Origin of the sequence: Streptomyces sp. NPDC002044 (assembly GCF_040296725.1) — a bacterium.
Taxonomy (GTDB): domain Bacteria; phylum Actinomycetota; class Actinomycetes; order Streptomycetales; family Streptomycetaceae; genus Streptomyces; species Streptomyces antarcticus.
The window spans coordinates 43114-61404 of sequence record NZ_JBEOXU010000025.1 but is presented as its reverse complement, the minus strand read 5'-3'; the positions used below and the strand labels follow the sequence as shown (position 1 = coordinate 61404).

The following is an 18291-nucleotide window of genomic DNA, read 5'->3' as shown; positions in this document are numbered from 1 at the left end:
CGTCGGATCCGGGGCCGGATCCAGGGCCGGGGCCGGGTCCGACGGGCGCGCGGGGCCGGGCGGGAGCGCCTGGCGGGGCGTGGCCCCGTGCCAGGGCGCGCGGGTGCCGGCGGCGCCGGCCTCCGGGCCGCCGTACGGGTACGAGTACCCCTGCGGGAGGTTCGACCCCTCGGGCCGCGCCTCCTCGACGGCCCTGCGCTGCTCGGTGACCCGGGCGGCGGCGGCCTGCGCCCCGGCCCGGTAGGCGGCGATGGCCCCGGCCCGGGCGGCGGCCTTCAGCTCGGGCCGCTCGTCCGGGCGCTCGGCGGGCCGCTCCGGGGTGATGTGGTCGGTGTAGCGCGGCCCCGTGTCGTAGCCCGGGGCCACGAGCGGCGCGTACCCGGCGTCGCCCGCGCCCGGCCGGGCGGCGGACGGCGCGGCCGCGTCGGGGCCGGTGCGCGGACCGGCGTCCGGGCCCGGTCCCGTCGTGGGGAAGCGGGCGGCGTGGTCGGGGCCGGCGGCGGCCGGACCGTCGAAGCCCTCCAGGCCCGCACCGGGCAGCCCCGCGCCCCCGCCGGGGTACGGACCGGCCGCCGGCCCCTGGTGCGGTGTCGGCAACGGCAACGGTCCCGGCGGCCCAGCGGGAGTCCCGGCACCCGCCCCGGGACCGGTGTACCGCCCCGGGGGCGGGCTCTGGTCCCAGCCCGCGTCAGAGCCGAACCCGGCCCTCGGGACCGGGTCGTACCCGCACAGGGCCTCCTCGGCCGCCCCGGCCGCGAGCCCGGTCAGCACGACCCGCCCGTCGTCGCAGACCAGTACCGTCCGGACGGTGATGTTCCGGTGCGTCCAGCCGTGCGCGTGCAGCACCCGCAGCGCGGTCAGCACGTCCGACGCCACCTCGGCCGCCCGGTACGGGCTCAGCGGCTCGTCCGCGATCAGCGCGGCCAGCGGCCTGGCCGGGACCAGTTCGCTCACTATCCACAGCGAGTCGCCCTCGGCGAACACGTCGAAGACCTGGTCCAGCCTGGGATGGTCCGGAATCGCGGCCGCCGCCTGCGCCGCCTCGATGGCGCGCCGGACGGCGGGCAGTTCCGCCACCCCGCCGCGCCCCGCGGTAGGGGTGACCCGGTGGCCGTCCAGCAGCTCGGCGTCCACGACCTCGGGCAACGGCACCTGCCGTACGAGGACTTCCTGCCCGCTGCGCGTGTCGAAGGCCCGGGTCTCGACCAGCTCGAACTCGTCGGACGGCGGCAACGGCAGACGGTAGCGGTGGGCCAGGATCCGGCCCGCGTACTCCTCCACATCGCCTCCCCCGAGTGCGGCGGCCCCCCATGGCCCCGCTGACACGATACGACGCGCGGGCCGCCCGCGTCCCGGGGTCAGCCCAGCGACCGGAAGGTCTCGAAGGCCGTGTTGCGCATCTGCGTGCACTCCGCGGCGTCCCACTGGTCCGCGGGGCAGCTGATCATGATCGCGTAGCCGTGCTTCGCGTCCATCTTGAAGCCGCGGTTGAGAACCCGGACCTTGATGCCCTTCTGGTCCCGCTCGAACTCCCAGTCGGCGACGGTCGGGTAGCCCCGGTAGTCCACCGTGTCTATCCGGATCTGCCGGTAGTTGTCGCTGCTGGCCGCGGTCTGCACGGCCAGGGCGATCCACGAGGCTTTGGCGTCGTTACCGGGCTTCGGGGTGAAATCGACCTGGATGCGCGGGAATCCGCCGTCACGGCTCCATATGCCGCCGGAGTCCTCGCCCGCCGTACCCGTCCGGCGGAAGCCTTCGGGCATGCCCATCGAGAACTTGAACGCGGGTTCCGTGACCGTGATGTACCCGGCCGGCAGCGCACCGGCGCCACCCGGAGCGGACCCCTGGCCCTGGCCCTGGCCCTGGCCCTGATCGGTGCCGGGAGTCTGCTGCCCCTGGCCCTGGTTCTGACCCTGGTTCTGGCCCTGGTCCTGCCCCTGGCCCGGTTCACCGGCGGCGTTGCCGCCGGGCTGGCCCGTGTTCGGCGAGGCGGCCGGCGGGTTCTGCGGGCTTCCGTCCGGGGTGGCACTGCCGGACGCGGCCGGGGTGGGCTGTCCGCCCTTGCCCTCGTCCTTGCGGCCGTCCTTGTCGTCACCGCTGACCATGTAGGCGATGAGGGAGCCGATCGCGGCCAGCACCACGACCACGGCGACGACCGCGAGGACGATGGTGCGGCGCGGCACCACGTCGGTGAGCGGCGCGGCGACCGGCGCCGTCTTGGGCTTGGACGCGGTCCTGGGCTCCGGTCCGGGCGACTCGGCGGCCGTGGCCGCCGTGGCGGCCGCCGCGACGACGGCGGCCTTCCGGGCCGACTTCAGCGCGGCACGGGCCCGTTCGCGCTGCTCGCGGTCCCGTCGCTCGCGGTCCTTCTTCGCCGCCTTCTCGGCTGCCTTCTCCGCCTTCTCGGCCGCGACCTTGTCGGCGGCTTCCTTGGCGTCCGCGAGCGATATCTGCCGGGTCTGCTCCGCGGTCGGGGAGGCCACCGGCACCGGCACGGGGTCGGGAGCGTCGAGGACCGCCGTGAGCATCGCCCGGGCCTGGGTGTCGTCGAGCCGGTGGGCGGGGTCCTTGGCCAGCAGACCGTAGATGACCTCGGTGAGCGGGCCGGCGTTCTTGGGCGGATCGACCGGCTCGGTCATCACCGCGGTCAGGGTCGCGAGCGCGGACCCTTTGTCGTACGGGGGCACGCCCTCGACCGAGGCGTACAGCAGGCCGCCGAGCGACCACATGTCGGCGGGCGGACCGGGCTTGTGACCGCGGGCCCGCTCCGGAGAGATGTAGGAGGGTGCGCCGACGAGCATGCCGGTGGAGGTGACGGAGGGGTCGCCCTCGACCTGCGCGATACCGAAGTCGGTGAGGACGACGCGGCCGCTGCTGCCGGCGATCAGTACGTTGGACGGCTTCACGTCCCGGTGCAGGATGCCCTGGCGGTGCGCCGCCCGGAGCACGTCGAGCACGGCGAGGCCGACCTCGGCGGCGCGACGGGGCGTCAGCGGACCGTTCTCCCGGACGAACTCGGCGAGCGACGGACCCTCGATCAGCTCCATGACGATCCACGGGCGGCCGTCCTCGTCGACGACGTCGTAGACCGTGACCGCGCCCCCGCTCCGGATCCGGGCGATCGCCTTGGCCTCGCGGAGGGTGCGGGTGATGAGCCGGCGCTTCTCGTCCTCGTCGACCCCGGTGGTGAACCGCAGCTCCTTGACGGCGACCGTGCGGCCCAGGATCTCGTCCTCGGCCCGCCAGACGGTGCCCATCCCGCCCTTGCCGAGCACGGCCCCCAGCCGGTACCGCCCGGCGAGCAGCCGTCCTTCGTCCTTCCCGTCCCCTTCGAGGGCCCTACCGCTCCCGCCCCGCCCCGCGGCCTTGGCGTCCTCGCCCTTGCCCGCGGGCTTCACCTGCTCGATCTCGGCCACGGGGGTCGGGTCGTCGGTCTTGCGCCCGCCCTTCACGCCCGCGGCCACCGGCTTCGCGTCCTGGACCGCGTCGACGGGCTCCGCGGGCTTCGCGGGCTCCGCCGCGTCAGGCCGCGCGTCCTCAGGCTCCGCGGACGCCGACTCAGCGGCCCCCTTCGCGAGTACAGGCTTCGCCGGCCCGGCCTCGGCGGCCGCACTCTTGGCAGGCGCAGGCTTCGCAGGCACGGGCCTCGCGGGCTCAGGCTTCGCAGGCACGGGCTTCGCGGGCACGGGCTTCGCGGGCACAGACTCCGCCGCCTCGGCCTTCACGGACGCCGACTCAGCGGTCGCGCCCTGCACCGGCACCGGCTTCACGGGCACGGCCTTCGCGGACGCCGGCCCGGAAGCTCCACCCTTGGCAGGCGCGGGCTTCGCCCCCTCAGCCTTCGCCGACGCGGCATCAGCAGCCCCGGCCTTCGCAGGAACCGGCTTCGCCGCCGCCGCGTCCGCCGCCGCGTTCACGGGCACCGGTTCGGCACCGTCGGCCTTCGCCGACGCCGGCACCGGCACCGGCACCGGCACCGGCTTGGCCTCCTCGGCCTTGCCCGGGCCGGGTATGCGCTTCGCCGTCGCGGGCTCGGCGGAGGCCGGGTTGACCGGTCCGGACTTCACCGCGTCCGCCTCCGCGTCCCCGGCCTTGGCGGCAACCCCCGGCTTCGCGGCCCCGGCCGCGGACTCCGCCCCCTCGGGCGCCGCCCCGGGAGACCCGACGGGCGCACCGTCAGGCGACCCCACGGACGGCCCACCGGCAGGTGATGCGGCAGGCGCCTGCGCAGCCGAACCCGCATCGTCCAGCTCCGCCGCAGGCGACTCGGTGTGCTCCGGCTTCGACATGCGTCCCCTCTGCGATCGTGCCGCCCGCTCCAGCGGCGCCGGCGGCGCCGGTGACGCCGACGGACCCGGCAGCGTCCGGGGTCCGCGGTAACCCGCCCCGGCAGGCCCCTCATTGTTCCTCACTCCGCAACGGACGGACCCCCCGGGTCCGCGGTTCCCCCTTCCACATCCCGGAGTTACAACGGAACGATGTCGGGGGCGCCCAGCCGCGCCGCGTCGGCCGTCTGATCGTCGGGCTGACGCTGCGATTCCCGCTCCGCCTGGACCCGCTTCTCGTAGTGTTCCACTTCCTTCTCGACCTGCTGCTTGTCCCAGCCCAGCACCGGCGCCATCAACTCCGCGCACTCCCGCGCCGACCGCGTCCCCCGGTCGAAGGTCTCGATCGAGATCCGCGTCCGCCGCGTCAGGACGTCGTCCAGGTGCCGCGCCCCCTCGTGCGAGGCGGCGTACACGATCTCCGCCCGCAGGTAGTCGTCCGCCCCGGTCACCGGCTCGGCCAGCCCCGGATCGGCGGCGATCAGATCGAGCAGTTCCTCCGTCAGCGAGCCGAACCGGTTCAACAGGTGCTCCACCCGCGCCACGTGAAGCCCCGTCCGGGCGGCGATCCGCGCCCGCCCGTTCCACAGGGCCCGGTAGCCCTCCGCCCCCACCAGCGGCACGTCCTCCGTCACGCACTCCGCGACCCGCTGGTCCAGCCCGTGCACCGCCTCATCGACGGCGTCCTTCGCCATCACCCGGTACGTCGTGTACTTGCCGCCCGCGACCACCACCAGCCCCGGCACCGGGTGCGCCACGGTGTGCTCCCGCGACAACTTGCTCGTCGCGTCCGACTCGCCGGCCAGCAGCGGCCGCAGCCCCGCGTACACCCCCTGGACGTCGTCCCGGGTCAGCGGCACCGACAGCACCGAGTTCACGTGCTCCAGCAGGTAGTCGATGTCCGCGCTCGACGCCGCCGGGTGGGCCTTGTCCAGGTCCCATTCGGTGTCCGTGGTGCCCACGATCCAGTGGCGCCCCCACGGGATGACGAACAGCACCGACTTCTCGGTCCGCAGGATCAGCCCGGTGCTCGAATGGATCCGGTCCTTCGGCACGACCAGGTGGATGCCCTTCGACGCCCGGACGTGGAACTGCCCGCGCTCCCCGATCAGCGCCTGGGTGTCGTCCGTCCACACCCCCGTCGCGTTCACGACCTGCTTGGCGCGGATCTCGTACTCGCCGCCGCCCTCGACGTCCCGCACCCGCGCGCCGACGACCCGCTCCCCCTCCCGGAGGAAGCCGACCACCCTGGCCCGGTTGGCGCAGTGCGCCCCGTACGCCGTGGCGGTGCGGACCAGCGTGGCGACGTACCGCGCGTCGTCCATCTGGGCGTCGTAGTACTGCAGGGCCCCCACCAGCGCGTCCTTGCGCAGGGCGGGCGCCACCCGCAGCGCCTGCTTGCGCGACAGGTGCCGGTGTACGGGCAGGCCCCGGCCGTGCCCGCTGGAGACGGACATCGCGTCGTACAGGGCGACGCCCGAGCCCGCGTACAGCCGCTCCCAGCCCTTGTGCTGCAAGGGGTAGAGGAACGCCACCGGCTTCACCAGGTGCGGGGCGAGCCGCTCCAGCAACAGGCCGCGCTCCTTGAGCGCCTCCCGCACGAGCGCGAAGTCGAGCATCTCCAGGTACCTGAGGCCGCCGTGGATCAGCTTGCTCGACCGGCTGGACGTGCCCGACGCCCAGTCCCGCGCCTCCACCAGACCCGTCGAGAGTCCTCTGGTCACCGCGTCGAGCGCGGTACCGGCGCCCACCACGCCCGCGCCCACGACCAGCACGTCCAGTTCCCGCTCGGCCATCCGGGCGAGGGCCTCGGCGCGCTGCGCCGGCCCCAGTGTCGCTGTCCTCACGGCTGCCTCCCGTTGGTGCGGGTCGAGCCCGCGTCGTGCGGGTGATCCCGCTCACATCACCCGTTCATGATTCTGACCGCCCCTACCCACATCAGCCACCGCCTGTGGACAACACAAGAACGACCACCGCCGCATAATGCGACATATCTGTCATATATACGCCTAGTCTGACATTGCGCCAGCTCCCCTCCGACCCCCCTGTCCACAGGGCTTGCGCACGCATCCCCCTCATGTCAGGGAAGGGACGGCACCCCCCAATGCCCGCAGATCTCGCCGTCATCGGACTCGGCCATCTCGGCCTCCCCCTCGCCCAGGCGGCCGTCGCCGCAGGGATCGAGACGGTCGGCTACGACAGCGGTCCGGTCACGGACTCCACCCTCACCGCCGCCGAGATCCGCCGCATGTCGGCGGCCGGCTTCCGGGTCACCACCAACCCCGCCGAACTCGGCCGGGTCCGCACCGCCGTCATCTGCGCTCCTACCCAGCTCGGCGCGGATCGTGCACTCGACCTCTCCGCGGTCGGCGAGGCCGGCCGCGCGCTGGCCGCGCGCCTGCGCGCGCACACCACCGTGATCCTCGAATCGGCCGTCCACCCGGGCGTCACCGAGGACTACCTCCGCCCGATCCTCGAAGAGGGCTCCGGGCTGCGGGCCGGCCGGGACTTCCACCTGGCCTACTCCCCCAGCCGCCTCGACCCGGGCAACCGCACGCACGGCATCGCGAACACCCCCAAGGTGATCGGCGGCCTCACCCCCGCCTGCACCGAGTCCGCACACGCGTTCTACACCCGCCTCACCGAGAAGGTGGTCCGCGCCCGCGGCCTGCGCGAAGCCGAGACCGTACAGCTCCTGGAGACCAACTACCGGCACGTCAACATCGCCCTCATGAACGAGATGGCGGTGCTCTGCCACGACCTCGGCGTCGACCTCTGGGACGTCATCCGCTGCGCCGAGACCAAGCCGTACGGTTTCCAGGCTTTCCGCCCCGGCCCCGGCGTCGGCGGACACGGCGTCCCCCTGGACCCCAACTACCTCCCCCACACCACCCGCACCCCCGGCCACCCCCTGCGCATGATCGGCCTGGCCCAGGAGATCAACAACCGGATGCCGCAGTACGTCATCCAGCGGTCCGCCACCCTGCTGAACGAACACGGCAAGTCCGCCCGCGGCGCCCGCGTCCTCCTCCTCGGGGTCACCTACAAGCCCGACCTCGCCGACCAGGAGGGCTCCCCGGCCCGCGAGATCGCCAGCCGTCTCATCGACCTCGGCGCGCTGATCAGCTATCACGACCCGTACATCGCGGGCTGGCGCGTCCGCGACCAGCCGGTCCCCCGCGCGGAATCGCTGTACGAGGCCGCCGCCAACGCCGACCTGACCATCCTGCTCCAGCACCACCGCACCTACGACCTGCAAGGACTCGCGGTGAAGGCGCAGTTGCTGCTGGACACCCGCGGCGCCAGCCCGGCGGGCGCCGCCCACCGCCTCTGAGGCACGAAGAATCCCCCGATGGATGTCCGACACGGGTGCTAGCGTCGCTGATCAGCCGAATAATCCTCTACCAGGCACGGTGTCTGGTACGAGGATGTACTCCCACCGTGGAGGGGTGGCATGGACGTGGAAGTGAAATCCCGCGCCGAGTGCTGTTCCTCGTGGCCGGTGTCGGCTGGTGGGTGTGCTGGTCGTCGTCACGTCCTGGTGCCGGTGGGCTGCGCGGGGCAGTCGGAGCCGGTCCGTGTGAGCGTGTCCCTCCGGACGCTGGCCTGCCGGGCCCGGGGACCCGGCAGGGGAGGGTGTCCGACGTCGCCTGGGCGCCGGACGTGTTGCCCTGTGCCGGGTGGGTCCGGTCTTGGACCGTTCCCACCGGCTGGTCTTCGGCACGGTCGGTGAGGTGATCGCGCCCGCTTCGAGGCTGTCCACAACGGTGTGGATGACCATGACTCCGGCGCTGTGGTCGGTCACGGTCCTGGCCTGGTGGGTGAGACCGCGGGCTGCGATGCGCTGCCACGCGCCTTGGTCGCGGTCCCCCTGCCAGCCACAGTCCGGACGGGGGCAGACAGCCCATTTCCAGCCGGGCGTGGTGGGGTGGTCGGGGGCTTTGCGGTGCCGTAGCGGAGTGAGACACCGCGGACAGTGTCTGGAGGTGTTGCGTGCGGGGACGATGACGACAGCGATGCCCGTTTCGGCGGCGACATGTCGCATTCGGTCCACGATCTGCCCGCGTACCTGCGGGGAGAGCCGGGTGTTGAGGATGCGGCCCATGCCACGGGCTTCCAGCGAGCGCAGGTCCTCGACGTAGATGACGCTCGCCCCGGCGGCGATGGCTTGGTCGACCGCCCAGCGGGCGGCAGACCAGGCAAGTGCGTGGTTGAGGTTCGACCGGCGGGCGCAGACCCGGCCGATCTCCTCCCGCAGAACAGCGTGCTTGCCCGCCAAGGCGTGCCGCTCACTTCCGGCGGCGAGGCGCTGATAGCGGTCGGCCTTGGCATGCAGGACCTCAAACATGCGACGCAGCCGGTGCTGCTTGGCAAGGACACCGGCCGCCCGGAACATCCCACCGGACCCGCGCGCCGTGATCCGTCCGTCCTCATGCAGCCGAGCCGCTCCGGCGGACAGCAGGGTGTTCAGACCCCAGTCCACTCCGAGGCCGACCGCATGCCCGCTTCGGGCCGCTTTCGGCACAGAGTGGGTGTAAGCGAGATCGACACGGATACCGCCCTGGTGCTGGCGCAGGGTGGGTAGGGGCAGTACCGCACCCATGGGGATCGTGGGTGGCAGGCTGATCGGGCAGGACACCCACGTCCAGTCCCGGTAGGACTGCGGGTCGGGCCTGGTCGGAAGCTGCAGGCGCAGCAGCGCACGGCCCACGGCGTCTGCCCGTTCGATGGTGGCCTGTTGCCCGTCACATGCCGACAACAGCAGCATCTGAGCGGCCCTGGGAGGGTTCTCCAGCTCGAATACGCTCGTCGGCATCCTGTTGTGCTTCTTGATGAACGCGTCGATCTGCCGGGTGCGGGACTTGATGACACTGGACGGCAGCTGCTGCCCGCCCGGCGTCGCCGCGCGGACGGCTTCCCACTCCCTATCCATGCGCTTGCCCACGTCGAGGGGCCAGGTCGCGATCACTCCGTGGGTCAGATCTGCACGCCACTTCACCGACCGCAGGACGCGTCCGGCCTGCTCCTGCGCCATCCGCACGATTCGGTCATTGACTCGAACCCCCTCGGGCGGTCCGACCGTCCAGCCCAGACGGCGCAGAGCCATCCACGCGTTCGCCGGCAACCGCCGACCCGCACCGTCCACACCAGATGCGAGCACCTCCACATCGACAGGATTGAAGTGCGCGGCCAGCAACTCGCCGGCCATGCTGGCCGCCAGACCGGCCGCCCAGCTGACCCGCTCCGCCAGCACGAGCGCGGTCAGCAGCTCACCGCTCTCCTCATCCGCGCCCGCCCGCAACAGTCCTCGGACAGAAACGGTCCGATTCGTCTCACCCTTGGCAAGCGATCCCTTCCGACTCAATGCCCCTGCCCCCACTGCCAGTGCTGTCATCCGATCAACGACACTCCCCGCCAATGGTCACGCACTCGACCTGCGCACTCATATCCGGCACCGGCGCCGGAAGAACATCATTACGAGAACAACACGATCACTACCGTTGCCCGAGGAAGTACGGGAGTCTAGGGCGTCACTTATCTCGCACTTACGTCCTGCGGACACCCGTGCGTCCGATTTCCCTGGGGGGATTCCCAATGGCTCAGAGCTTCCAGCCGCCCGCGCCCGACTCCTACACCGCGGCCCCCGCCCCGGCCCCGGCCCGGCGCGGCAACGTGGGCCTGGGGATCCTGGCCGCCGTCGTCGCGGCGCTGGTCGCGGCCGGCGCGTACGGCGGCATCATGAACGCCATCGACCGCCAGGTCGGCTACGCCGCGGTCGCCGTCGGCGCCCTCATCGGCCTCGCCGCCGGCAAGATCGGCGGGAAGAACCCGGTCCTCCCCGTGGTCAGCGCGGTGCTGTCGGTCGGCGCCGTCTACCTCGGCCAGCTGTTCTTCATCGCGCTCGCGCTCTCCGAGTTCGCCCACATCGGCCTCGGCGACGTCCTGAGCGACCCGGGCATCGGCGGCCTGAACGACATCTGGAAGGAGTCGGCCGAGGCCATGGACTACCTCTTCCTCGTCATCGGCGGAGTCGTCGCCTTCGGTGCCGCCCGCAAGGTCAGCGACTGACCCGCGCCCGCACATGCCGGAGGGCCGGCACCCCGAGCGGGGTGCCGGCCCTCCGGCATGTCGACGCGGTGCCAGGTCAGCGGCTGTGCTGCGAGTCCGCGACCGTGACCTCGACCCGCTGGAACTCCTTGAGCTCGCTGTAGCCGGTGGTGGCCATCGAGCGGCGCAGCGCGCCGAAGATGTTCATCGAGCCGTCCGGGGAGTGCGACGGCCCGGTGAGGATCTCCTCGGTGGTGCCGACGGTGCCCAGGTCCACCTTCTTGCCGCGCGGCACGTCCTCGTGGACGGCCTCCATGCCCCAGTGGTTGCCCTTGCCGGGCGCGTCGGTGGCGCGCGCCAGCGGGGAGCCGATCATGACGGCGTCGGCGCCGCAGGCGACGGCCTTCGGGACGTCGCCCGACCAGCCCACGCCGCCGTCGGCGATGACGTGCACGTAGCGGCCGCCGGACTCGTCCATGTAGTCGCGGCGGGCCGCGGCCACGTCCGCGACGGCGGTGGCCATCGGGACCTGGATGCCGAGGACGTTGCGCGTCGTGTGCGCGGCGCCGCCGCCGAAGCCGACCAGGACGCCCGCGGCGCCGGTCCGCATCAGGTGCAGGGCCGCCGTGTAGGTGGCGCAGCCGCCCACGATGACGGGGACGTCGAGCTCGTAGATGAACTGCTTCAGGTTCAGCGGCTCGGCCGCGCCCGAGACGTGCTCGGCCGACACGGTCGTGCCGCGGATGACGAAGATGTCCACGCCCGCCTCGACGACGGCCTTGGAGAACTCGGCGGTGCGCTGCGGGGAGAGCGCGGCGGCGGTGACGACACCGGAGTCGCGCACCTCCTTGATGCGCTGCCGGATCAGGTCCGCCTGGATCGGGGCGGCGTAGATCTCCTGGAGACGGCGCGTGGCGGTCGCCTCGTCCAGCTCCGCGATCTCGTCCAGCAGCGGCTGCGGGTCCTCGTACCGGGTCCACAGTCCTTCGAGGTTCAGCACGCCGAGGCCGCCGAGCTCGCCGATGCGGATCGCGGTCTGCGGGGAGACGACCGAGTCCATGGGGGCGGCCAGGAAGGGGAGCTCGAAGCGGTACGCGTCGATCTGCCAGGCGATCGAGACCTCCTTCGGGTCCCGGGTACGCCGGCTCGGGACGATGGCGATGTCGTCGAACGCGTACGCCCTGCGGCCGCGCTTGCCGCGCCCGATCTCGATCTCAGTCACGTGTGGTGGCCTTTCCTGTGGGTCTGCCCGTCCAGTATCCCCGACGGGCGGAGGACTGCGTTTCGGTGACCGCTGTACGGACGCACCCGCGCGCACGGCGAAGGGGCGGGCCCCGGCCGGCGGTGGAGATCGCCGTCCGGGGCCCGCCCCTCAGGTCACGCGGTTCAGCCCTTGCGGCTGTAGTTCGGTGCCTCCACCGTCATCTGGATGTCGTGCGGGTGGCTCTCCTTGAGGCCCGCCGAGGTGATCCGGACGAAGCGGCCCCGGTCCTGCAGCTCCGGAACCGTGCGGCCGCCGACGTAGAACATCGACTGGCGCAGGCCGCCGATGAGCTGGTGCACGACCGCGGAAAGCGGGCCGCGGTAGGGAACCTGGCCCTCGATGCCCTCGGGGATGAGCTTGTCGTCGCCGCCCACGCCCTCCTGGAAGTAGCGGTCCTTGGAGTAGGAGCGCTGGTCGCCGCGGGACTGCATCGCGCCGAGCGAGCCCATGCCGCGGTACGACTTGAACTGCTTGCCGTTGATGAAGAGCAGCTCGCCCGGGGACTCCTCGCAGCCCGCGAGGAGCGAGCCGAGCATCACGGTGTCGGCGCCGGCGACGAGCGCCTTGGCGATGTCACCGGAGTACTGGAGGCCGCCGTCGCCGATGACCGGGACGCCCGCGGCCTTCGCGGCGAGCGCGGCCTCGTAGATGGCGGTGACCTGCGGGACGCCGATGCCGGCGACGACGCGGGTGGTGCAGATGGAGCCGGGGCCGACGCCGACCTTGATGCCGTCGCAGCCGGCGTCGATCAGCGCCTGGGCGCCGTCGCGGGTGGCGACGTTGCCGCCGATGACGTCGATGCCGCCGTTCGACTTGATCTTGGCGACCATGTCGCCGACCAGGCGGGAGTGACCATGGGCGGTGTCGACGACGATGAAGTCGGCGCCCGCCTCGATCAGGGCCTGGGCCCGCTCGTACGCGTCACCGGCGACGCCCACGGCCGCGCCGACGAGCAGCCGGCCGTCCTTGTCCTTGGCGGCGTTCGGGTACTTCTCGGCCTTGACGAAGTCCTTGACCGTGATGAGGCCCTTGAGGATGCCCGCGTCGTCGACCAGCGGAAGCTTCTCGATCTTGTGGCGGCGCAGCAGCTCCATGGCGTCGACGCCGGTGATGCCGACCTTGCCCGTGACGAGCGGCATCGGGGTCATGACCTCGCGCACCTGGCGGCTGCGGTCCGACTCGAAGGCCATGTCGCGGTTGGTGACGATGCCGAGGAGCTTGCCCGCCGGGTCGGTGACCGGGACGCCGGAGATGCGGAACTTCGCGCAGAGCTGGTCCGCCTCGCGCAGCGTCGCGTCCGGGTGGACCGTGATCGGGTCGGTCACCATGCCGGACTCGGAGCGCTTGACCAGGTCGACCTGGTTGGCCTGGTCGGCGATGGAGAGGTTGCGGTGCAGTACGCCGACGCCGCCCTGACGGGCCATCGCGATGGCCATGCGGGCCTCGGTGACCTTGTCCATGGCGGCGGAGAGCAGCGGGACGTTCACGCGGACGTTCCGCGAGATGAGGGAAGAGGTGTCGATCTCGTCCGGCGCCATGTCCGACGAGCCCGGCAGCAGCAGGACGTCATCGTAGGTAAGCCCGAGCGTGGCGAATTTGTCGGGCACTCCGTCGGCGTTGACAGTCATGACACCTTCCCAAATGGTCTTGCTCAGCGGGGATGTCCATGCTAACGGGATCCCGCCGCGTCTCATTCCACGACCAAGGCCGAGCGGAAGTTTTGTCACTTCCTACGATGGACGGATCTACTGTTCGGCGAGTGCACGCAGCCGACTGAGGGCCCGGTGCTGGGCCACCCGCACCGCCCCGGGCGACATGCCGAGCATCTGCCCGGTCTCCTCGGCGGTCAGACCGACGGCCACGCGCAGCACGAGCAGCTCGCGCTGGTTCTCCGGGAGGTTGGCCAGGAGCTTCTTGGCCCAGGCGGCGTCGCTGCTGAGCAGGGCGCGCTCCTCCGGACCGAGCGAGTCGTCGGGTCGCTCGGGCATCTCGTCGGAGGGGACCGCCGTACTGCCCGGGTGCCGCATGGCGGCCCGCTGAAGGTCGGCCACCTTGTGCGCCGCGATGGCGAAGACGAAGGCCTCGAAGGGCCTCCCGGTGTCGCGGTAGCGCGGCAGCGCCATCAGGACGGCGACGCAGACCTCTTGCGCCAGGTCCTCCACGAAGTGGCGGGCGTCACCCGGAAGGCGGGACAGCCGCGAGCGGCAGTAGCGGATCGCGAGGGGGTGCACGAAGGCGAGCAGATCGTGCGTGGCCTGCTCGTCGCCCTCCACCGCACGGCGTACGAGCGCGCTGACGGCTCCGGCGTTGCCGCCTCGGGCGGCGCCGGTGGGGCCTGTGGGCTCGGGTGACCCCGGGGCCTCGTCGTCGCGCATCAATCCATGGTGCCTTGACGCCGGAGGATTCGCGGCACCATGGCCCTGGTTGTGCGTCGAAGCGTTATGAGCGGGTGCGCCGGAACTCATGCTCTGCGCCTCCCCTCCCGCTCGGCCGAATGGTCCCCGAGGACGGGGACCCCACATCTCCAAGAATGCGGCACACCCCCAAGGATGCGGCATCGCGCGCGAAGCGACACGTCCCCGGACCGCGATCCGCGCATTCCCGGGTACGCCGCCCCGTCCGCCGGAGGCGGACGGGACCGCTCGGACGGTCCGCCGTCGGCGGACCGGTCCGGGGCCGGGGCGGGTCAGCGCACCAGGCCCCAGCGGAAGCCGAGCGCCACGGCGTGCGCCCGGTCGGACGCGCCGAGCTTCTTGAACAGCCGCCGGGCGTGGGTCTTGACCGTGTCCTCGGAGAGGAAGAGCTCGCGCCCGATCTCCGCGTTGGACCGGCCGTGGCTCATGCCCTCCAGCACCTGGATCTCGCGCGCGGTGAGCGTGGGCGCGGCGCCCATCTCGGCCGAGCGGAGCCGGCGCGGGGCCAGTCGCCAGGTCGGGTCGGCGAGGGCCTGGGTGACCGTGGCCCGCAGTTCGGCGCGCGAGGCGTCCTTGTGCAGATAGCCCCGGGCGCCGGCGGCGACCGCGAGGGCCACGCCGTCCAGGTCCTCGGCGACCGTCAGCATGATGATGCGGGCGCCGGGGTCGGCCGAGAGCAGCCGGCGAACCGTCTCCACACCGCCGAGCCCGGGCATCCGTACATCCATCAGAATGAGGTCGGAGCGGTCGGCACCCCAGCGGCGGAGGACTTCCTCGCCGTTGGCAGCCGTCGTCACACGCTCGACGCCGGGCACGGTGGCAACCGCACGACGGAGCGCCTCTCGGGCAAGCGGGGAGTCGTCGCAGACGAGGACGGATGTCATGACCGCCCTCCGCAGCTGCTGATGCGCGTCACCTTGAGCCTCCAGGCTGGTACGTATCGTCACCTGTGCGGTCGATGCTCCCGGACACCTGTCCGAGAACTTCTTGGTTCAACCGCCTTCGCACTCTCAACGATGGTCACTCGAAAGAGTTACGGGTCAGACGGACACCTTCGGCACTCTACGTGAGGACGCGATCACGTCCCCGGAGGCGCGAGCCGCGTGTCGACCATATGGAGCTATGACCTATTTGGCGGCTTTCCTTCCGTTTGGCACATGTCTGAGGCTAGATTCCCAATGAGTCATATTTACATCTACTCCGACAGTAGGTGTGGAGACATGGACCGTATCCGCCTCAGTACCGGCACCAAGAGGGACTACCCATGGCAGATTTCTCCCGCCTCCCCGGACCGAACGCCGACCTCTGGGACTGGCAGCTCCTCGCAGCCTGCCGCGGGGTCGACAGCTCCCTCTTCTTCCACCCGGAAGGCGAGCGGGGCGCGGCCAGGAGCGCGCGCGAGACCTCGGCTAAAGAGGTCTGCATGAGATGCCCGGTGCGCTCGGAATGCGCCGCGCACGCACTCGCCGTCCGCGAGCCCTACGGGGTGTGGGGCGGCCTCACCGAAGACGAGCGCGAGGAGCTGATGGGCCGCGCCCGGCATCGTCTGATCCCCGCGTCGACCGCGATCGGACCCATCGCGCAGCAGCACTGACCGGAACTCCGCGAAACGTCAGAAGGAACGTTTCTTCGAATACGGCGGGCCCGGGCTCCTCGCCCGGGCCCGCCGGGGCGGGAGCCGGGGCCGCGCCCGGGGTCAGCGCGCGCCGGCCCGGACCAGCTCGGCCAGGGTCGCTGCCACGGCCGGGACGCGGGCCAGGTCGGGCAGGGTCAGCGCCACGACCTCGCGCTCCACGGCCGGCTCCACGCTGACCGTGCTCACGCCCTTGGCCCGTACGGACTCCACCGCGAGCTCCGGCAGCACCGCCACGCCCAGCCCGGCGCCGACCAGGCCGACCACCGCCGGGTAGTCGTCGGTGGCGAAGTCGATGCGGGGGGTGAATCCCGCGGCCTCGCACACCTCCACCAGGTGGCGGCGGCAGCGCGGGCAGCCGGCGATCCACGCCTCGTCGGCCAGCTCGGCCATGCCCACCCGTTCGGCCCCGGCCAGCCGGTGACCCTCGGGGACCAGTCCGACGAGCCGGTCGGTCAGCAGCGGCCGGACCACGAGGTCCTCCCACTCCGCGGCGGCCGCGGGCGAACCGCCGTACCGGAAGGCCAGCGCCACGTCGCAGTCGCCCTCGCGCAGCATCTCCACCGAGCGCGGCGGTTCGGCCTCGACGAGCGAGATGCGGGTCCCGGGGTGCTCGGCCCGCATCGCCGCGAGGGCGGTGGGCACCAGGGTGGAGCTGCCGCTGGGGAAGGACACCAGCCGGACCCGGCCGGCGCGCAGCCCGGCGATGGCCGCCACCTCCTCCTCGGCGGCGGTCAGCCCGGCCAGGATGCCCGCGGCGTGCCGCACGAGGGCCTCGCCGGCCTGGGTGAGCCGCATCTCGCGGCCGGTGCGGATGAGCAGCGGGGTGCCGGCCGACTGCTCCAGCGCCTTCATCTGCTGGGAGACGGCGGGCTGGGTGCAGCCCAGTTCGCGGGCCGCGGCGGAAAAGGAGCCGGTCCCGGCGACGGCGCGCAGGACCCGGAGATGACGTGCCTCGATCACCCTCCGAGCATAAGCCCCTCTTTGACCGCGGTGCGAATATCCGTACGACTCTTTGGGGCGCTTCGGCTAGCGTGTCCGCATGGGTCCCATGCATCTGATCTCCGTGAACGTCGGCCGGGCCACGGCCGTCGACTACGCCGACGCCGGGGTGACCGGCATCGGCAAGCGCCCCGTGCCGGGGCCGGTCCGCGTGTCCGCGCCGGGGCCGAAGGCGACCGGCGCCGGCAGCGGCCTGGAGGGCGACGCCGTGTGCGACCGGCGCCACCACGGCGGCGACCACCAGGCCGTGTACGCGTACGCCCGCGAGGACCTGGACTGGTGGGAGGCCGAGCTGGGGCGCGAGCTGGCCCCCGGTCTCTTCGGCGAGAACCTGACCACCCGTGGTGTGGACCTGAGCGGCGCGGTGCTGGGCGAGCGCTGGGAGGTGGGCCCCGACCTGATCCTGGAGGTTTCCTCCACCCGCATCCCGTGCCGGACCTTCCAGGGCGTGCTGGGCGAGCCCGGCTGGGTCAAGCGGTTCACCCGGGAGAACCGTCCGGGCGCGTACCTGCGGGTGGTCCGCGAGGGCCGGATCTCGCCCGGCGACCGGATCGTGATCACCCACCGTCCGGAGCACGAGGTGACCTCCGCGTTCCTGTTCCGCGCCTGGACCACCGAGCGCGCGCTGCTGCCGCGGGTCCTGGCCGCGGGCGAGGCGCTGGCGCCCGACGTGCGCGAGACCGCGCTCGCGTACGCCTCCAGGCACGGGGCGCGCTGAGCCGTCAGCGGGGGCGGCTAGGTTGCGCCTATGACGACTGCGTTGATTACGGGATCCACGGCGGGCATCGGCGCCGCCTTCGCCCGGCGGCTCGCCGCCCAGGGGCACAACCTGGTGCTGGTGGCACGGGACACGAAGCGGCTCGGCGCCCAGGCGACCGAACTGCACGACCGGCACGGCATCGAGGCCGAGGTGCTGGCCGCCGACCTCGCCACGGAGGAGGGCATCGCCGCGGTCGAGCAGCGCCTGGCCGACCGCACGCACCCGGTCGACCTGCTGGTGAACAACGCCGGCTTCGGCAACAAGGGCAGCTACCTCGACGTCTCCATGGCGGATGAGCTGACCATGCTGAAGGTGCACGTCGAGGCGGTCCTGCGGCTGACCTCGGCGGCCGCCGGGCCGATGCGCTCGCGCGGCCGCGGCGGGGTGATCAACGTGGCCTCGGTGGCGGCGTTCCTGCCGCGCGGCACGTACGGGGCCAGCAAGGCCTGGGTCGTGCAGTTCACCCAGGGGGCGGCGAAGGACATGGCGGGTTCCGGGGTCCGCCTGATGGCCCTGTGCCCCGGCTTCGTGCGGACGGAGTTCCACCAGCGGGCCGGCATGGGCACGGACAACATCCCGGGCTGGCTGTGGCTGGACGCCGACAAGCTGGTGACGGCGGCCCTGGCCGACCTGGCCCGGGGCAGGACGGTGTCGATCCCGGACCCGAGGTACAAGGCGCTGATGGGCGTGGTGAAGCTGGCGCCGCGCGGGCTGCTGGGCGGGATGTCCTCACGCACGGGCCGCAAGTACGGGCCCCAGTAGTGGGCCCCGGTAGGGGGCGGCACCATGACTTCCCCGATGACCGGCGAGTAAACCCACCAAATGGGTGAAATCTCCCTAAACTG

The 18291-nt window shown here is 72.3% G+C and carries 14 protein-coding genes; 5 read left to right on the top strand and 9 right to left on the bottom strand.

Annotation, left to right across the window (positions count from 1 at the left end; all coding sequences use genetic code 11):
• The 3 genes from ABT106_RS09665 to ABT106_RS09655 form a co-directional block, all read right to left on the bottom strand.
• A partial coding sequence (locus ABT106_RS09665) for a protein kinase (protein ID WP_351274786.1) occupies window positions 1-1281 on the bottom strand: 1281 nt, incomplete at its 3' end.
• 77 nt (window positions 1282-1358) lie between these two features.
• Window positions 1359-3464: a serine/threonine-protein kinase gene (locus ABT106_RS09660; protein ID WP_351274784.1), complete on the bottom strand. Its 2106-nt coding sequence runs from the start codon at window positions 3462-3464 to the stop codon at window positions 1359-1361.
• Window positions 3465-4465: 1001 nt separating this feature from the next.
• Window positions 4466-6172, bottom strand: coding sequence for a glycerol-3-phosphate dehydrogenase/oxidase (locus ABT106_RS09655; RefSeq protein ID WP_351274782.1), 1707 nt, complete (start codon window positions 6170-6172; stop codon window positions 4466-4468).
• A gap of 257 nt (window positions 6173-6429) precedes the next feature.
• Here ABT106_RS09655 and ABT106_RS09650 point away from each other — a divergent pair, with 257 nt between their 5' ends.
• On the top strand, window positions 6430-7659 hold the full coding sequence (locus ABT106_RS09650) for a nucleotide sugar dehydrogenase (protein WP_267723156.1): 1230 nt from the start codon (window positions 6430-6432) through the stop codon (window positions 7657-7659).
• A gap of 51 nt (window positions 7660-7710) precedes the next feature.
• Here the strand turns inward: ABT106_RS09650 and ABT106_RS09645 are convergent, their stop codons facing one another.
• Complete coding sequence (locus ABT106_RS09645) at window positions 7711-9720, bottom strand: zinc ribbon domain-containing protein (RefSeq protein ID WP_351274779.1); 2010 nt, start codon at window positions 9718-9720, stop codon at window positions 7711-7713.
• Between the two features lie 200 nt (window positions 9721-9920).
• Here ABT106_RS09645 and ABT106_RS09640 point away from each other — a divergent pair, with 200 nt between their 5' ends.
• Entirely contained in the window at window positions 9921-10394 is a 474-nt protein-coding gene (locus tag ABT106_RS09640; protein WP_351274777.1) for a hypothetical protein, read from the top strand.
• A gap of 76 nt (window positions 10395-10470) precedes the next feature.
• On the opposite strand, the gene ABT106_RS09635 is transcribed toward ABT106_RS09640, so the two are convergent.
• The 4 genes from ABT106_RS09635 to ABT106_RS09620 form a co-directional block, all read right to left on the bottom strand.
• Window positions 10471-11595: a GuaB3 family IMP dehydrogenase-related protein gene (locus ABT106_RS09635; RefSeq protein WP_351274775.1), complete on the bottom strand. Its 1125-nt coding sequence runs from the start codon at window positions 11593-11595 to the stop codon at window positions 10471-10473.
• Between the two features lie 164 nt (window positions 11596-11759).
• On the bottom strand, window positions 11760-13265 hold the full coding sequence (gene guaB / locus ABT106_RS09630) for an IMP dehydrogenase (protein WP_351274773.1): 1506 nt from the start codon (window positions 13263-13265) through the stop codon (window positions 11760-11762).
• Window positions 13266-13382: 117 nt separating this feature from the next.
• Complete coding sequence (locus ABT106_RS09625) at window positions 13383-14012, bottom strand: sigma-70 family RNA polymerase sigma factor (protein WP_267723152.1); 630 nt, start codon at window positions 14010-14012, stop codon at window positions 13383-13385.
• A gap of 311 nt (window positions 14013-14323) precedes the next feature.
• Window positions 14324-14935 carry a response regulator transcription factor gene (locus ABT106_RS09620; RefSeq protein WP_003948568.1) on the bottom strand — a complete coding sequence of 204 codons (612 nt, stop codon included), beginning with the start codon at window positions 14933-14935 and terminating at the stop codon, window positions 14324-14326.
• A 380-nt stretch (window positions 14936-15315) separates the two neighbouring features.
• On the opposite strand from ABT106_RS09620, the gene ABT106_RS09615 reads away from it, so the two are divergent.
• Window positions 15316-15645 (top strand): WhiB family transcriptional regulator, encoded by a 330-nt coding sequence (locus ABT106_RS09615; RefSeq protein WP_351274770.1) that lies wholly within the window; start codon window positions 15316-15318, stop codon window positions 15643-15645.
• 102 nt (window positions 15646-15747) lie between these two features.
• Here the strand turns inward: ABT106_RS09615 and ABT106_RS09610 are convergent, their stop codons facing one another.
• On the bottom strand, window positions 15748-16647 hold the full coding sequence (locus ABT106_RS09610) for a LysR family transcriptional regulator (RefSeq protein WP_351274768.1): 900 nt from the start codon (window positions 16645-16647) through the stop codon (window positions 15748-15750).
• 88 nt (window positions 16648-16735) lie between these two features.
• Here ABT106_RS09610 and ABT106_RS09605 point away from each other — a divergent pair, with 88 nt between their 5' ends.
• Window positions 16736-17404: an MOSC domain-containing protein gene (locus ABT106_RS09605; protein WP_351274795.1), complete on the top strand. Its 669-nt coding sequence runs from the start codon at window positions 16736-16738 to the stop codon at window positions 17402-17404.
• A gap of 30 nt (window positions 17405-17434) precedes the next feature.
• Window positions 17435-18208, top strand: coding sequence for an SDR family NAD(P)-dependent oxidoreductase (locus tag ABT106_RS09600; RefSeq protein WP_351274766.1), 774 nt, complete (start codon window positions 17435-17437; stop codon window positions 18206-18208).
• Window positions 18209-18291 lie beyond the last annotated feature (83 nt).

What these genes read in the sequence shown, in the direction of transcription:
- ABT106_RS09640 (WP_351274777.1), top strand. Translation starts at nt 9,921, where the DNA reads ATGGCTCAGAGCTTCCAGCCGCCCGCGCCCGACTCCTACACCGCGGCC.
- guaB (WP_351274773.1), bottom strand. Translation starts at nt 13,265, where the DNA reads ATGACTGTCAACGCCGACGGAGTGCCCGACAAATTCGCCACGCTCGGG.
- ABT106_RS09605 (WP_351274795.1), top strand. Translation starts at nt 16,736, where the DNA reads ATGCATCTGATCTCCGTGAACGTCGGCCGGGCCACGGCCGTCGACTAC.
- ABT106_RS09650 (WP_267723156.1), top strand. Translation starts at nt 6,430, where the DNA reads ATGCCCGCAGATCTCGCCGTCATCGGACTCGGCCATCTCGGCCTCCCC.
- ABT106_RS09615 (WP_351274770.1), top strand. Translation starts at nt 15,316, where the DNA reads ATGGCAGATTTCTCCCGCCTCCCCGGACCGAACGCCGACCTCTGGGAC.
- ABT106_RS09625 (WP_267723152.1), bottom strand. Translation starts at nt 14,012, where the DNA reads ATGCGCGACGACGAGGCCCCGGGGTCACCCGAGCCCACAGGCCCCACC.
- ABT106_RS09600 (WP_351274766.1), top strand. Translation starts at nt 17,435, where the DNA reads ATGACGACTGCGTTGATTACGGGATCCACGGCGGGCATCGGCGCCGCC.
- ABT106_RS09620 (WP_003948568.1), bottom strand. Translation starts at nt 14,935, where the DNA reads ATGACATCCGTCCTCGTCTGCGACGACTCCCCGCTTGCCCGAGAGGCG.
- ABT106_RS09645 (WP_351274779.1), bottom strand. Translation starts at nt 9,720, where the DNA reads ATGACAGCACTGGCAGTGGGGGCAGGGGCATTGAGTCGGAAGGGATCG.